The 15331-nt window shown below is 53.4% G+C and carries 12 protein-coding genes and 1 pseudogene; 3 read left to right on the plus strand and 10 right to left on the minus strand.

Annotation, left to right across the window (positions count from 1 at the left end; all coding sequences use genetic code 11):
- Positions 1 to 62 precede the first annotated feature (62 nt).
- Entirely contained in the window at positions 63 to 2180 is a 2118-nt protein-coding gene (gene nasC / locus C7820_RS07520) for an assimilatory nitrate reductase catalytic subunit NasC (protein WP_258875156.1), read from the minus strand.
- Complete coding sequence (gene nirB, locus C7820_RS07525) at positions 2177 to 4303, minus strand: nitrite reductase large subunit NirB (RefSeq protein WP_116230409.1); 2127 nt, start codon at positions 4301 to 4303, stop codon at positions 2177 to 2179. The genes nasC and nirB overlap by 4 nt, the downstream gene beginning before the upstream one ends.
- A 410-nt stretch (positions 4304 to 4713) precedes the next feature.
- Between nirB and C7820_RS07530 the strand changes: the two genes are divergently transcribed.
- The gene (locus C7820_RS07530) at positions 4714 to 5958 is read left to right on the plus strand and encodes a nitrate/nitrite transporter (protein ID WP_076169287.1); all 1245 of its coding nucleotides are present in this window, start codon (positions 4714 to 4716) and stop codon (positions 5956 to 5958) included.
- A gap of 27 nt (positions 5959 to 5985) precedes the next feature.
- On the opposite strand, the pseudogene C7820_RS07535 reads toward C7820_RS07530, so the two are convergent.
- Positions 5986 to 6108 (minus strand): annotated as a pseudogene (locus tag C7820_RS07535) (dihydrofolate reductase); the annotation flags it as partial.
- A gap of 48 nt (positions 6109 to 6156) precedes the next feature.
- Between C7820_RS07535 and C7820_RS07540 the strand changes: the two are divergent.
- The gene (locus C7820_RS07540) at positions 6157 to 7062 is read left to right on the plus strand and encodes a helix-turn-helix transcriptional regulator (RefSeq protein WP_116230410.1); all 906 of its coding nucleotides are present in this window, start codon (positions 6157 to 6159) and stop codon (positions 7060 to 7062) included.
- A 31-nt stretch (positions 7063 to 7093) separates the two neighbouring features.
- Here the strand turns inward: C7820_RS07540 and C7820_RS07545 are convergent, their stop codons facing one another.
- From C7820_RS07545 to C7820_RS07565, 5 genes are all read right to left on the minus strand, one after another.
- Positions 7094 to 7888: a GNAT family N-acetyltransferase gene (locus tag C7820_RS07545; RefSeq protein ID WP_116230411.1), complete on the minus strand. Its 795-nt coding sequence runs from the start codon at positions 7886 to 7888 to the stop codon at positions 7094 to 7096.
- A 12-nt stretch (positions 7889 to 7900) separates the two neighbouring features.
- Positions 7901 to 8398, minus strand: a complete 498-nt coding sequence (locus C7820_RS07550; protein WP_309545742.1) for a helix-hairpin-helix domain-containing protein — start codon at positions 8396 to 8398, stop codon at positions 7901 to 7903.
- 187 nt (positions 8399 to 8585) lie between these two features.
- Positions 8586 to 10001: a DHA2 family efflux MFS transporter permease subunit gene (locus tag C7820_RS07555; RefSeq protein WP_116231672.1), complete on the minus strand. Its 1416-nt coding sequence runs from the start codon at positions 9999 to 10001 to the stop codon at positions 8586 to 8588.
- Between the two features lie 133 nt (positions 10002 to 10134).
- Positions 10135 to 10749 carry a TetR/AcrR family transcriptional regulator gene (locus tag C7820_RS07560; RefSeq protein WP_116230413.1) on the minus strand — a complete coding sequence of 205 codons (615 nt, stop codon included), beginning with the start codon at positions 10747 to 10749 and terminating at the stop codon, positions 10135 to 10137.
- A gap of 174 nt (positions 10750 to 10923) precedes the next feature.
- Entirely contained in the window at positions 10924 to 11547 is a 624-nt protein-coding gene (locus C7820_RS07565) for an FMN-dependent NADH-azoreductase (protein WP_116230414.1), read from the minus strand.
- Positions 11548 to 12002: 455 nt separating this feature from the next.
- Between C7820_RS07565 and C7820_RS07570 the strand changes: the two genes are divergently transcribed.
- Positions 12003 to 13358, plus strand: a complete 1356-nt coding sequence (locus C7820_RS07570; RefSeq protein ID WP_116230415.1) for a lytic polysaccharide monooxygenase — start codon at positions 12003 to 12005, stop codon at positions 13356 to 13358.
- A gap of 114 nt (positions 13359 to 13472) precedes the next feature.
- On the opposite strand, the gene C7820_RS07575 is transcribed toward C7820_RS07570, so the two are convergent.
- Together C7820_RS07575 and C7820_RS07580 are read right to left on the minus strand one after the other, a co-directional pair.
- The gene (locus tag C7820_RS07575; RefSeq protein WP_116230416.1) at positions 13473 to 13796 is read right to left on the minus strand and encodes a 2Fe-2S iron-sulfur cluster-binding protein; all 324 of its coding nucleotides are present in this window, start codon (positions 13794 to 13796) and stop codon (positions 13473 to 13475) included.
- Positions 13797 to 13944: 148 nt separating this feature from the next.
- Positions 13945 to 15237 carry a sulfatase-like hydrolase/transferase gene (locus C7820_RS07580; protein WP_116230417.1) on the minus strand — a complete coding sequence of 431 codons (1293 nt, stop codon included), beginning with the start codon at positions 15235 to 15237 and terminating at the stop codon, positions 13945 to 13947.
- Positions 15238 to 15331 lie beyond the last annotated feature (94 nt).

Raw genomic sequence — 15331 nt, forward strand, 5'->3', positions numbered from 1 at the left:
TTTGGAGCAGACCAATTTGAAAATAAACCTAAAGCTGAACTCAGATATGCCGTGTATTTTTTCTAGATGATCTCCCCTTCATCCTCTGGCCATTCTTCGGCAAGCGGCCGAACCCGGACAGCACTGACTTTAAAATCAGGCATTTTGCAGTATGGATCAAGCTCCGGATTGGTGGCCAAATTCACATTCTGAGCGTCTCCCCAATGCATCGGTATAAATACGGTATCCTCACGAATTTTGTCAGAATACCGGCTGCGTACGGTAACCGTCCCCCGTTTGGAACTGACGCGTACGAGCGCTCCGTCTTCAATCCGGTGCTTACGCGCGGTCAGCGGGTGAATTTCCATGAAGCTCTCGACGAACTTTGCGGCTAGCACCGGGCTGCGCCGGGTTTGAACGCCCGTCAAATAATGCGGAAGCACCCTGCCGTTGGTCATGATGAGCGGATATTCGCCGTCCGTTTCCTCGCCCTGTGAAGCAACAGGTACCGTCTGAAACCGGGCAAGTCCATCGGAGTGAGCGAAAGAACGTTCAAATAACCGCCCTGTCCCCGGGTGGTCGGTTGACGGGCACGGCCAGTAAATGCCTTCTTCCCGCCGCAGGCGTTCGTAAGTGATCCCGAAGTAGTCGGCAATCCCGCCCTGACTGGCTTTTCTCAGCTCATTAAAAATTTCTTCTGCATCCTTAAACGGAAAATATGCCCCTCTGCCGAGCTTTTCCGCAACCGAGCACAAGATTTGCCAATCATGGCGCGTCTCGCCCGGCGCCGGTCTGGCTGCTTCCCTCAGCAGCACGCGGCCTTCCAGATTCGTCAGTGTCCCTTCGTTTTCCATATAGGAAGTGACCGGCAGGACAACGTCCGCGTATCTTGCCGTTTCGGACAGAAACATATCGGCGACGACCAGAAAATCAAGCTTCCGGATACCCTCCTCCACCAGTGAAGCATGGGGATTGGAAACAACCGGATTCGAGCCCATGACGAATAACGCTTTGATCTGTTCCTGGTGTACGAGCTCCATCATTTCATAGGCAGATACCCCTTTTCCAGGGAGCTCTTCGGGCGGAATTCCCCAAACCTTTGCCACGAACGCGCGGTCGTTTTCATTTTCGATCGAACGGTAGCCGGGCAGCTGATCCGCCTTCTGTCCATGCTCTCGGCCGCCCTGGCCATTCCCCTGGCCGGTAACGGCACCGTAGCCGCAGCCTTCCCTGCCGATTTTCCCGGTGGCCAGAACCATATTCAGAAAATTCCGGACCGCCATATGCCCATCGGCATGCTGCTCCACGCCGCGCGCAGTAAACACCATGCCGGTGCCCGCTTTTGCGTAAGTTACGGCAGCGGTTCTTATCTGCTCAACGCTTACGCCTGTTAACTCGGCAATCCCTTCCAAATCAATTCGGAGCAAATCAGCCTTGAGCTGGTCAAAATCCTTTGTGCGGCTCTGAATAAATGCTGAGTCGATCAAATTTTCGTCCAAGATGACCTTCAGCATACCGCTCACCAAAGCGCTGTCGGTTCCCGGCTTCACCTGGAGATGCAGATCCGCCAGCTCCGCCGTCGCGGTTGCCCGGGGATCAATGACGATGATGAATGCTCCATTCTCTTTCGCCCGGATAAAATAAGGCATGAGGGTCGGCTGGCACTCCGCGATGTTCGTGCCGGCGAGGATAATGCATTCGGCCAGCGGGATTTCCGAAAGCTGATTGGTCAGTCCCCGGTCGATCCCGAATGTCTTCACTCCGGCTGATGCCGCAGCCGACATGCAAAATCTCCCGTTATAGTCGATGTACCGGCTTCGGAGGGCCACTCTCGCAAATTTGCCAAGTGCATACGCCGTTTCATTCGTCAAAGAACCGCCGCCATATACACCGACGGCATCGCGGCCGTACGCCTCCTGAATGGCCGAGAACCGCGCTGCGACGGTGTCCAATGCTTCTTCCCAAGAGGCGCGGACCAATTCTCCGTTCTTCCGCACCAGCGGATACAGGAGGCGGTCCCGGCTTGAAGCATGCTGGTGTGCGTTCATCCCTTTAACGCACAGCCGCCCCTCGGACGCGGCATTGGGGACTCCCGTCGCCTGAAAACCCGATCGCTGCCTGGCCTCCCCGGGTGCAATCTCTACGGTCATTTTGCACTGCACGCTGCAAAAAGGGCATTGCGTATTCATCGTCAGCGTCATATGCCCACCGTCCTTTCTTCAGAGTGTTTATCGGATTGTGCGTCGATACCTGCGGATCGGGTCATGCTTATCATTTCAAGCAGCGATTCGAGCTCATCGGGATCGAGCAGCTTCTCCCGTAAACGATGAAGTCCGTATCGTTCCAGCCACTCCCACACAGGCTCCCGATAATAGGCGGATTCCTGGTACAGCGCAAGGCAGCCGAGAGCCATGTCGATGATGTCCCCGGCATCGGGCAGGACACCGACCAGTTGAGCCGGCTTGACCGGATGCTCCATATGTCCGCCGGCGTACAATTCCCATCCGGCCGGGGATGCACCGATACCGAGATCATGTACAAGGATGCCCACCGGGTCGCACGGACCCGCAGACACCGCGATGCGTATCCGTGTCGGCATGAACCACCCCATGCTTCTTCGCTCCAGTTCGAGCGCGATCCGCCCGGCCTCCGAATGCGGAATTCCTGGTGAGACGGCTGAGCTTGCCGACACACGGATCATGGGCTCTCCGCCGTCGGCGGAGCGATGGATGCCGAGATAATAGGCGGCGGCCGATCGGCATACCGGGCAGCCTTCCGGGCGCTTCCAGCCCAGACGCAGCATGGCTGCTTGGACGCTTGCATCGCTGCCCGGACTCAGCGCGGCCCGGATCGCTGCGCGGTCTATGTCCGTGCAGCCGCAGATCGGCACCGGAGCAGCGGCCGGAGCCGCCTTCTTCCCTCCTGAGGACTTCGCCAGCTCCAGAATCGCGGCCACCATCGGCTTGCAGCCTCCGCAGGAACCGGACGCCTTGGTCCGCTCCCGGATCTGGTCCACGGTTTGTGCCCCGCCCAGACCGGCGGCTTCCATAATGGCAGCTTTTGTGACACTGTTGCAATTGCAAACCGTGTCCTGATCCCCCATAGCTTCGGCCGTTTTGGCCAGTGAAGAATTCCCCCCGGCAGGCTGAGCCTTCAAGGCGGACACCGGCGCCCGCCGCTTTAAATAGCCCAACAGCTCCGTCCCTTCCGAAGTGTCACCAAAGAGCACAGCTCCGGCTATCCTGCCGTTTTTCATCGTCACCTTCTTATAGGTCCCTTTCACGCCGTCGAAGTGCTGCAGCGCCGTTTCGCAATCTCCACCCTGGATCAGCCCGGCGGAAAATACCTCGACGCCCGACACCTTAAGCTGTGCATAAGGGATTGATCCCGGATAGGGCTCCGTGTGCCGCCCGCATAAATGCATGGCGAGCACGCGGGCCTGCTCATATAACGGGGCTACCAGGCCGTAAACAATGCCGCGGTGCTCCGCGCATTCCCCAATGGCATATACATGGTCGGCACTCGTCTGCATATAATCATCCACGACAATCGCCCGGTTTGTGCGAATGCCGCTGGCTTCCGCTACGGAAATGTTCGGACGAATGCCCACAGCCAGAACGATCAAGTCAGCCCCAAGCCGGCTGCCGTCAGAGAACTGCAGGCCTTCCGCACGTTTTCTGCCGAGAATACGCTCCGTTCGTTTTTCAACCAGAAAACGCATCCCCTGCTGGGTCAGCTCCCGCTTCAGCATCTCCGCTGCGGAGGCATCCAGCTGCCGGTTCATCAGATACAAAGCGTTATGGATGACATCGACCTCCATGCCGAGGTTTAGCAGTCCCCTTGCCGCTTCCAATCCGAGCAGTCCTCCACCGATTACGGCTGCATGCTTATACGTTCGAGAAGCTTCCATCATCCGCTCACAATCTGCGATATTCCGGAAAGCCGTCACTCCCGGCTTATGAATGCCTGGGATTTTGGGCATAAAGGCCGAGGAGCCGGTCGCAATAATGAGCCGGTCATAAGGCTCCACACGCCCGGATGCCGTGTAGATCCGCTGCTGGCCGGGATCGACGCGAAGTACAGTTTCTCCTGTATACAGGGAAATCCCCCGTTCTGTATACCAAGCCCAATCATGGATCGTAATATCATCTACATTTGTTCCGCCTTGGAGCACTTTTGACAGCATAATCCGGTTGTAATTGGGATGGGGCTCATTTCCGAACACAGTGATTTCATACCGGTCGGGCGCAAAATCGCATATATGCTCCACGCATCTCATCCCTGCCATCCCGTTGCCGACTACGACAAGCCTGGGCTTCCCCATTGCAGTCACCTCCGCTAAAAAACTGTGTAGGCCAGGCCTAAAAATAAAAAAACCCGTCCCTTGGAGATCAAGAGAACGGGCGTCATTGCCAGTTAGCCAACAGGTACACCGTTGTACCGGAAAATGGATTTGAATTGAGCATAATAGAAAATGAAATTAATGTCAACATATATTACACGACATTCTAATATTCACCAAAATCACGATGATTCATGTCCCGATAACAAAATTTATGTATAGTTTATTGACACGCATTTTACATTCCACTATAATTCATTTCGAAATCACAAAGACGTGATCTTTCATCCGGGAAGAATACTTCCCATGGCAATGAGGCCGCTGGTTGTCCGCTTATGGGCAATCTGCGGCTTTTTGTATTGTATGCGATAAAAGATATGGAGGAGATGGAGATGAAAGAAGGAACGACGTTTTGGAAAAGTGGGCATAAACCGTCTTTATTCAGCGCATTTTTCTATTTTGACATCAGCTTTATGATTTGGGTGCTCCTCGGGCCGCTGAGCGTCATTATGATGGAAGATTATCCGATGACCGCGTCTCAAAAAGCGAACCTGGTCGCGCTGCCGGTGCTGGGCGGTTCGGTACTGAGGCTGGTCCTCGGTTTCCTGACCGATTATATCGGGCCGAAGCGCACCGGACAGCTCGGAATGCTGCTGACGATGGTGCCGCTGATCTGGGGCTGGCGGTTCGTAGACTCGCTCGGCGAGCTGCACGTCATCGCCCTGCTGCTCGGCATTGCCGGGGCTTCGTTCTCGGCTGCGCTTCCGCTCGCCAGCCGCTGGTATCCGCCGCAGTATCAAGGCCTGGCGATGGGCATCGCCGGAGCCGGGAACAGCGGTACGGTGCTGAGCACGCTGTTCGCGAACCGGCTGGCACAGCATTTTGGCGGATGGGAAGCCGTATTCGGCATCGCCTTGATCCCGATCGTCATCGTGTTTATATTCTTCAGCATTTTTGCCAAAGACAGCCCCAACCAGCCTGCCCCCAAAAAATTGTCCGAGTACGGCTCGGTGTTAAAGCAAAAGGATACCTGGCTATTTTGCTGGCTGTACTGTGTTACGTTCGGCGGCTTTGTCGGTCTGACCAATTACCTGACGATCTTTTTTCATACGCAATATAATCTTTCGGCTGTGCATGCCGCTGATTTTACGACCGTATGCGTCATCGCGGGGAGCCTCTTCCGTCCGGTGGGCGGGTATTTGTCCGATCGGATCGGAGGCGTCCGCATGCTGCTCATCTTGTATACCGGGGCAGCCATCATGCTCGCCTGCGTCTCCTCGCTGCCGCCGCTGTACGTGATCTCCATCCTTCTTTTTGCCGGAATGATGTGCCTGGGTGCCGGCAACGGCTCGGTCTTCCAGCTTGTGCCCCAGCGTTTTCGTGATGAGATCGGCATTGTTACAGGCATCGTCGGCGCTGCCGGCGGGTTCGGCGGTTATCTGCTGCCGCTTGTGCTCGGCGGATTGTACGAGTCTACCGGGTCGTATACGCCCGGGTTTCTGATTCTGAGCGGTGTGGCCGTAGCCAGTGTGCTGGTGGTGTTGGCGGCAAAAGGCCAATGGAAGAAAACTTGGTTTGCTGCGTCTTCCGCAAAGAAGCTAATAACGGATCCGGTGAATGCCGAATTCAAATCGTAATTCAAGATCGCTGGCGTATAACCTAGCGCCTTCAACGTCAAACAGCCAGTCCACCGATCCGTCGGAAGGTGCAATATATCCGTCCAGACTAACCGCGGGATACAGCACTACTTTCGAGCTTTTCATGTTTTTATCGCTCCCTTCTGTCATATGTTACAATGTAACTACGACATAACTTGACGTGATTAGGAGGATATCATGAATGAGCGGAGATTAGCCATGATGCGGATCATCGACTCACGGAAGAAGTTTACGGCCCGCGAATTAGCTGAACGTTTTAACGTCTCGGTCCGGACCATCCAGCGCGACCTGGATTACCTGCAGCAAATCGGTTTTCCGCTGTACAGCGAACAAGGGGCTCATGGCGGATACCGCGCGCTGGAGAACCGGATTCTGCCGCCGCTGCAGCTGACCCGAACCGAGGCGCTCGGTTTGTTTCTGATGCTCGAAATGCTGGAGAAGGTGCCCGATTTCCCTTTTGACGCGATCCGCTCCCACTTGGCCGTGCAATATTACGGGTCCCTGCCTTCCGACGTACAGACGAACATCGATCAGATGCGCAGCCATATTTCTTTCCGAATGATGCAGCTGCATGAGCCTGCCCCTTGGACGACGGAAATTTTAGAAGCTTCGATTGCCAAACAGGAAATCCGGATCGTGTATAAGTCCGCAAAAGGTAATAAGGAGCACAACGTGTACCCCTTTGGCATTTATTTTGAGAATGGCTATTGGTATATGCCTGCGCGAAACCCGGAGAAGACGCTCCTTTTTCGCGTGGACCGGATCCAGCGTGTGGAGAAAACCGGTGCGATCGATCCGGAAGTGCCGTCCCTGGCAGTGTGGATGCAGTCAACTGATGAGCGGGACAAAGCCGAGGTGGTGCTGCGGTTTACCCCTTTTGGTATGCGGCTTGCCAAAGACGACCCGATTTTGCATACGGCTGTGGACGGACAGTGGAGCGGCCCGGTTCCGCTTGAGGAGTTCCCGTTTACAGCCCGGAGGCTGCTCCGATTTGGCCCGGATGTGCAGGTTGTATCGCCGCCCCGGCTGAGGGATTTGGTGCTCCAGCTGCTGCAAGACAGCATAAGCCAGTACAAGAAGTAGGCAAAAAAACACTCCCCGCAGGGAGTGTTTTTTACTGGTCTCTGACCCAAAAGGAATTGGTATACACATGCTTAAACCCTTGGACCAGCATATGGTTATGACTTGAAGAGCCGAACACCACATCCGTGTACACCGTCGACAGGCCAGTCCGCTTGGCCTCCGACAACCGATGGCGGATCAGCGCCGTCTGGCATCCTCTACCCCTAAACGCGGGCAAGGTATAATCGTTGGCCAAATAGCCTTTTCCCGTATGGATGAACATCGATCCAATCCCGGCCAGCTGGCCATCCGAATAGGCGAGGTAATTCCGAAATTCTGGGAGGGTAAAGTACCGTTTTTTTCTCGCCAAAATATCAGCTGGGACGCCTCCCATCAGATCACTGACGGCCTCCAGCAAAACGTCGACATTGCCTTCGTCCACCGGTTCAATGGTAATATCCGGATGCACTGCTGCAGCCTCAGCCGGCTCGGCCTCTAAAAATGCCAGCTGATCTGTGGGCAGAAATCCCTTGCGGTGCAATGCCAGCGCAACCTGCTCGTTCAGCCGGGTTGGTGCCATATCAAAACAAGGACGGGTATTTCTTTGCTCGTATTCACTGACAATTTGGTCCAAATGCTCCAGATCCGCGATTCCGAATCCTTTCACCCGATTGTAGTAGAGCGAATCCGGACCGGTAGCTTCGACTAGCAAACGGGCACTGCCGATTCGCATTTCTTCCAGACGCTTGTCTTGCGAGGAAAGCGCCCGCCTTGCGTTAAATCGGGTCAGTTCCAGCTCTATTTCCTCGATATCGTTTACTTTCTGATGAACCTTTTGCTGAATCAAACCTATTCCCCCTTACTTGTTCCGGGTTGCCTCATTCCCCCGGTGCTCGTACCAGGCTGCTGCAGGCCTTGTTGCCGGATATCCGAATTGCTCCCGGTATTTTTTCCTTTCTTCGGTAAAATCTGGCCATTCCCGCTCGCTGCCCGGATGGTTGGCATGATGCACAAGACAGCGAAGAGCATCCTCCAGGCAAGGATCCTCCCAGTATCCGAGATGCACCTCCATTTTATCTATGAAGTCCGCACCGTCCAGGTCTTTAATCTCATCCAGCGAGTAGTATCCCATGTCAACCACCCTTGCGGCCACTTTCGGACCAATCGAGGGCACGGATTGAAACATGGCCAGCCCCTTTAGCATGTTGGCGCGTTCGCGGGTGATTTCCAGCATTTGTGATAACTGTGCGGTATCGAGGTTGGCAATATCGTTCAGTTTCACTTTAAAGGCTCTTAAATGGGCACGTTCCTCCGGGGTCAGCGGGAGCTTGGGCGGTGTTTGCTTCAAGTGTATCACCTCATGAATGGACTATCGATTCAGGCAGATCCGTCAATGAACGTCGATTGGACATCCACTGGAACCCCATTATATACCAGGAAGCTTCGGGCGACAATTTTTCTGACGACAGCTCGCTAAAGCTTAGCAATTCCTCAAATATAAACAAAGCCCGGTATCAACCGATACCAGGCTTCGTTTTCTATTGTCATTTCTGATGATTTACGGGTACACGCTTGATGAACAGGGCAATCACAAATCCGATGACTGCGATAATCATCCCGAACATAAACGCATTTGAAACGCCTGAAGTCAACGCGTCAAGCGGATTGCCGCCGGGGTGCGCCTGAGCGTAATGCTCCTGGCCTGCCGACATCACGCTGACGGCAAGCGCTGTGCCGATGGCACCGGCTACCTGCTGCAGCGTGTTCATGATGGCTGTGCCGTCCGGGTAGTATTCACGCGGCAGCTGATTCAGCCCGTTCGTCTGTGCCGGCATCATTACCATCGAAATGCCGATCATCAGGCAGGTATGAAGCACGATCACGAGGAACGCCGCTGAAGCGGCCGTTACGCCCGAGAAGAACCACAGGGATGCGGCAGCCACCAGAAATCCGGGGAACACGAGCCATTTCGGTCCGTATTTGTCAAACAGGCGTCCCATGATCGGCGACATGATCCCGTTGATGATTCCCCCCGGCAGCATGAGCAGGCCGGCATAAAACGCCGATTTGCCAAAACCACCTTGAAGGAACAGCGGCAGTACCAGCATTGACGACAGAATGATCATCATGCTGATGAAGATCATCACTACGCCAACGGAAAACATCGGATATCTAAAAGCGCGCAGATTAATCATCGGCTGCTTCATCGACAGCTGACGCCATCCGAACAGCAAGAGGCCGACCACACCAATAACTAGCGACAAGATTACTTTGGTGCTCGTCCAGCCACCGCTCCCTTCACCGGCGCTGCTGAAACCAAACACGATGCCGCCGAATCCGATGGTGGACAGCGCGATGGACAGCAAGTCGATCTTCGGCTTGGTGATGCTGGACACATTTTGCATAAACGCAATGCCGAATACCAGAGCCAGAATCAAAAACGGCAGCGACAGCCAGAAAATCCAGTGCCAGCTGAGGTTCTCGATTAACAGACCCGCGATCGTCGGTCCGACCGCCGGCGCAAACATGATGACCAGCCCGATGATTCCCATCGCGCCTCCCCGCTTCTCCGGCGGAAAAATGACCAAAATCGTATTAAACATCAGCGGCAGCATAATGCCGGTTCCAATTGCCTGCACAACGCGGGCCACCATCAAAAATTCAAACGATGGCGCAAGCGCCGCTATCAGGGTTCCGACAATCGAAAAGCTGAGCGCTGTAATAAATAGCTGCCTTGTGGTAAACCACTGCAGCAGCAATCCCGACACCGGGACCAGAATACCCAAGGTCAGCAGGTATCCGGTCGTCAGCCATTGCGCTGTCGAAGGCGTGATATGCATGACCTGCATCAAATCACTGAGCGCGATATTCAGCGCCGTTTCACTGAACATGCCGATAAATCCGGCAATGAGAAGTGAAATCATGATCGGTAAAACTTTAAATTTTTTCTCCGTTTGCATTTGAGCTTGCGTATGCTGTACGGCTGCTTCCACAATCCCATCCTCCTGTCATATGTCCAATGTCTCGCTTATCTCTCTTTATATGTCTCTATCTATTTTCTCTAATATCTGTAATCTCTCTATTCATTCGGCCTTATTTTTCTTTATGCGCTTCATCCGATGTATTTTTGGCCAAAAGGCGGTCCAGCAATATGCCAACATATTTGGATGCAAGGAATATAGGTCCCGTATCCTTGTTCGTCTGGGCGATCAGCAGCGATCCTTCGAGCAATGAAAGGATGACTGTTGCGGCTTCCTGTGAACGGGACAGCTCTACCCCGGCATCCTGCAGCCGTGTGGTCAGGACTCTCTCCCACTCCTGAAGCACGCCTTGACAAGCCTCTCTCAGGGTATTGCTGATGCAGGAGGTTTCTACCGCATTCCAGAAGCTGAGCGGGATAAACCCTTCGAAATTGGTGGCTTTGGCATCGGCCGCAATCACATCGATACAATGCTGAATGGCCTGAGACGGATCGTCAAACCGGTTAAAAGCCTCTTCCCACTTGTCGGATACCGCACTTTTAATCCGTAAAATGCATTCTTGGGCAAGCTCCTCCTTACCCTCTGGGAAATAATAATACAGTGAGCCTTTAGGGCAATGGCTTTCCTTGATAATTTGGTTTAATCCCGTTCCGTGATAGCCCTGTTTGGCAAAAAGACGTGTTGCTGTTTCCACGATGGATTCACGGGAATTGGGCTTTTCCGTCATCGCGCTTATGACCTCCTTTCAAAATTATAACGAACGGTCTACATATTATAGTCGATGAAATGCGCTTTCTGTCAACTCATTTTTTTATGAAAAATGTGGTTAGCTTGAACTTTACCGAAAAAAATACAAAAAAGCATTCCGACTGCCGTCAGCCGAAATGCTTTCAATACTCGTTTAAAACGTCACAGCGTATTTTGCTGTTTGATCCAGTCCCTTTTGAATAATGTTCTTTGCTTCGGCAGGCATCTGGTTATGTCCCTCAATAATGATTTCTTCCGGCGTAATTCCCCACAGCATCAAGTTGGATTTCACGAAACGGATCGCCCCTTCAAAAGGAGCCATGTCCTCCGTGGAGTAAATGCCGCCCCGGGCATTCAGCAGAACCACTTTACGCCCCCCGGCTAGACCGACGGGGCCTTCGGGTGTGTATCGGAACATGGTTCCGGCTTGAGCCAAATAGGACAGATACGTAATCAGCGGTGCAGGCGCAGCGTAGTTCCAGAGCGGGAACGCGATGACCACCTTGTCGGAGGCGAGAAACTGATCGATATGAACGCGAACCAAATCGGCGATATTCGTCTCCTCTGGCGTCAACTCCTGTCCCTGGCTGCGCTTGAAGAGAGCGGTAAGTGCCGTGTTCCCATAATTCGGCAGGTTCAAGGCGAACAAATCCAGCTCGGTAACCACGTCATCCGGATGGGTGTCCCGGTACGTTTTGACGAACGTTTCATACATTTGAACCGTAACCGATTGCTCTAACGGACGGTCATTCGCTTTGATCATTAACACATTGGACATGTTGTTGTGCGGCCTCCCATTAACAATATAGGTTTCACAATAATTAAGCGCATGAGTTCGAAAATGAATACATTGCAGACTTGATTAGGTTTCCGCATTTCGCAATTTTTTATGAATGAACGGAAACGATTCACTCAAACACTACCTAAATCGTTGTTTTTTATTATTGAGGGGGATGCTTAATTGGTTTATCGTTGTGTTAAACGATACTAATTATTACTAAATATTGATTTTTTATGTAGTTTATTAATTAAAAAATCAACATCCATGTTCCGATATAAGCTCGCCTGCCGAGTTTATATAACCAACATTCCGAAAGCTGACCGATAACAAGGTCGGCCCTGGCCAAGCAAGTTGAATCAATTTTCTTATAAGGGGGTGGGACGGCCAAAGCGATATCTGCAGCCAGAATGACACATGTTGTTTTCATATTCGGATTAGAGGAGGAAATTTGGATGACTACGATTCGGTTACGACAGCATGGAGTGCTTAAATGGCTGTTCGCAGGCAGTTTAGCTTTGATCACGCTGCTGTGCACGTTGATGATCGTGGAGCGTGCTTCCGCGCATGGTTATGTCCAGTCCCCCGGCAGCCGCGCTTACTTATGCAAAACGGGTGCCAATACCAATTGCGGCCCGATTGTCTATGAGCCTCAAAGCTTAGAAGCTCCGAAGGGATTTCCTGCCGCAGGCCCGGCAGATGGTAAAATCGCCAGTGCCAACGGAGCTTTTCCAACGCTGGATGAACAATCTCAGGCTCGCTGGAGCAAGGTTAACCTCTCTCCAGGGACAAATACCTTCAGCTGGACCCTGACGGCGAGACACGCGACGACCAGCTGGAAATATTACATCACGAAGCAGAACTGGAATCCCAATACGCCTCTCACAAGAGATTCTTTTGATCTGACGCCATTCTGTTCGGAAAATTATAACGGTGTGCAGCCTGGAGCAACTTACACCAGCACCTGTAATGTCCCGAGCCGCACCGGATATCAGGTGATCCTCGCCGTTTGGGAAATCGCGGATACCGCCAACGCCTTCTACAATGTCATCGATGTGGACTTCGGCGGCGGCAGCGGCACTCCCGATACCACGGCACCCTCGGCGCCTTCCAGCTTGAAGGCATCTGCCATAACGTCAACAGGCGCAACGCTGACCTGGGGGGCTTCGAGCGATAATGTCGGCGTGACAAGCTACAAGGTCTACAACGGAGGCACGCTTGTCGCAACAACGGGAGGTTCCGTCCTCAGTTATCAGGTCACCGGACTTTTACCCAATACATCCTATTCGTTTACGGTTCGGGCTGTAGACGCTGCGGGTAACACTTCGGATGCCAGCAGTGCCGTAACATTCACCACATCTGGCACAAATCCACCGGACACCCAGGCACCTTCCGCTCCAACCGGTCTGCAGGTTGACGGTACACCAACTTCGGGTACGGTTAAATTGAAATGGGCGGCTTCGACGGATAACGTTGGCGTAACCGGCTACCGGGTCTACAATGGAAGCGCGCTGGCAGGCACCGTATCCGGCACGACGCTGACCTACACGGCCAGCGGACTCGCGGCCGATACATCTTATACGTTTACCGTTCGTGCCGTGGATGCGGCGGGAAATGAATCGTCCGCCAGCAATGCGGTAACCGCCAAGACGGCTTCGTCCTCATCCGCAGCGGCATGGGCACCCAATGTTGCTTACACACCAGGCACGCTCGTTACCTATAACGGAGCGACCTATGAATGCCGGCAGGCCCATACCTCGCTGACAGGCTGGGAACCGCCGAACGTTCCGGCGCTCTGGCTGTTAAAATAACGGAAAAACGGCTTTCTCCCCGGAATTTGGCGGAAAGAAAGCCGTTTTACTTTCTCCCCGAAACCTGGCGGAAAGAAAGCCGTTTTATTTTGTGGCTGTTTCGACCGGATAACCTTAGTCTACTGGTCTTTTACCAGGATCCATCCCGGAATCAGATACCGTCATCACAGGTTTGACCGTCAGGTCGTTATGTACCCGAATTTGGCAGGACAGACGGACATTCGGCTCGTGAATTCCTTTGGTGGTAAGAATGGCTGCTTCGGCTTCCCCGACAGGGCCAGCATCGCCTTTCAACACTTCCACCCGGCAGGTCGTGCATCTGGCATTTCCTCCGCACCGGTGCAAAATATCCACCCCGTTATCCTCCAGGGCCAGGACTAGCTTCTGCCCTTCCTCTGCTCTAATCGCTTCTCTGCCTTCCACTTGAATCGTTGGCATACGATCAACTCCTTTTATGATTTGGATCGAATGAACTGGCATGGCTAGATGACAGCTCCAGCCTTCTATTATTTCTGATCTCAAGTCCGAATACAATGAGAACTTTGTCCCGGGTGCATCCTTCACGTTTCATTACCCCAAGGAAGAACTACAGAAGCGTGGCATACCATTGCCGGACATCTGTTTCCAATCGCTGCGCAATCTCCGGGAACTCGTCCTTCAGATTGACCCGCTCGCCCGGGTCCGCCTCTAAATCCGACAAATGAACGTCGTCCGGCTGGGTCCGGTCAAAGTCGAGCTTGCCGCCAAGCACAAGCTTCCATTTGCCCTCCCGAATCGCAAGCTGGCTGCCGTACTCCCAGCATATTTGCTGATGTGGAGTGCCTGCCCCTTGCGTCAGCATCGGCACGATGCTGCTTCCATCGATCTCTTCCTCCGCGGGGACGGGGAGACCGGCGAGATCCATCACGGTCGGCACGATGTCGGCCATCATGCCGACATCTTCCTTCGTCTGTCCTGGAGCGATGATGGATGGATATACGAGGATGGCCGGTTCCCGAACCCCTCCTTCGAACAGGCTGCCTTTATGTCCGCGGAAGATTCCGGCGCTTCCGCCATAGTACACATCCTCTGTTCCGTCCAGGTAATTGCGCGACTCCGAAGAGGGTCCATTGTCGCTCGAGAAGAAAATAATGGTGTTTTCGTACGCCCCCACCCGTTTAAGCGCTGCCACAATATCGCCGACTCCGTCGTCAACAGCCGAGATCATGGCGGCCATCAGCTGACGGTCCCTTGGGAGGTGACTGTAGCGCTTCATGTATTTTTCCGGCGCATGCATCGGGTAATGAGGCGCATTATAAGCGGCATACAGGAAAAACGGCTTGCCAGCATCCCGGCTTGCCTCGATAAAATCGACGGATTTGTCGGTGATCAGATGCGTCAGATACTCGCCGTCCCGCCAGACCTCTTCGTCGTTGCTCCATAAATCGTGCACAGGATTCACACTCGGCATTCCCCAGTAAAAAATGTGAGAATAATAGTCTACGCAACCGGCCTGGAAGCCGAAATATTCATCAAATCCTTTGGCATTGGGCTTGGTGTCCGCTGCGGATCCAAGATGCCATTTCCCGAATAAAGCTGTCCGGTAGCCATGTTCTTTGAGGCGCTGTGCCAGGGTTTTGGTGTCGGCCTTTAATCCGCCTGTCCCCCTCTTTCCTCCTAATATATGGCTGACACCTGTTTTTGCGGGATACTTTCCCGTCAGCAAGGCCGCGCGGGATGGTGAACATACCGGTGAGTTCGAGTACCAGTTGGTGAAACGCGCTCCATCTTGTGCAAGCGCATCCAAGTGCGGCGTGCGAATCGCATCGGAGCCGTAACAGCCCAAGTCACCGTATCCCAAATCGTCACAGTAAATCACAATCACATTCGGTTTCGTCAAAGTTGAGTCACACCTTTTATGTAGTTTTAGGATGCATTCCGCTCCTTTTTACACCTTCGCCACAGAATGTGAGATCCCTTGCCTAAGCATGATT

It is taken from the genome of Paenibacillus sp. VMFN-D1 (assembly GCF_003386155.1).
GTDB lineage: Bacteria > Bacillota > Bacilli > Paenibacillales > Paenibacillaceae > Paenibacillus_AQ > Paenibacillus_AQ favisporus.

Coding starts and splice junctions, on each gene's coding strand:
- nasC (WP_258875156.1), bottom strand. CDS start 2,180: ATGACGCTGACGATGAATACGCAATGCCCTTTTTGCAGCGTGCAGTGC.
- nirB (WP_116230409.1), bottom strand. CDS start 4,303: ATGGGGAAGCCCAGGCTTGTCGTAGTCGGCAACGGGATGGCAGGGATG.
- C7820_RS07530 (WP_076169287.1), top strand. CDS start 4,714: ATGAAAGAAGGAACGACGTTTTGGAAAAGTGGGCATAAACCGTCTTTA.
- C7820_RS07540 (WP_116230410.1), top strand. CDS start 6,157: ATGAATGAGCGGAGATTAGCCATGATGCGGATCATCGACTCACGGAAG.
- C7820_RS07555 (WP_116231672.1), bottom strand. CDS start 10,001: ATGCAAACGGAGAAAAAATTTAAAGTTTTACCGATCATGATTTCACTT.
- C7820_RS07560 (WP_116230413.1), bottom strand. CDS start 10,749: ATGACGGAAAAGCCCAATTCCCGTGAATCCATCGTGGAAACAGCAACA.
- C7820_RS07565 (WP_116230414.1), bottom strand. CDS start 11,547: ATGTCCAATGTGTTAATGATCAAAGCGAATGACCGTCCGTTAGAGCAA.
- C7820_RS07570 (WP_116230415.1), top strand. CDS start 12,003: ATGACTACGATTCGGTTACGACAGCATGGAGTGCTTAAATGGCTGTTC.
- C7820_RS07575 (WP_116230416.1), bottom strand. CDS start 13,796: ATGCCAACGATTCAAGTGGAAGGCAGAGAAGCGATTAGAGCAGAGGAA.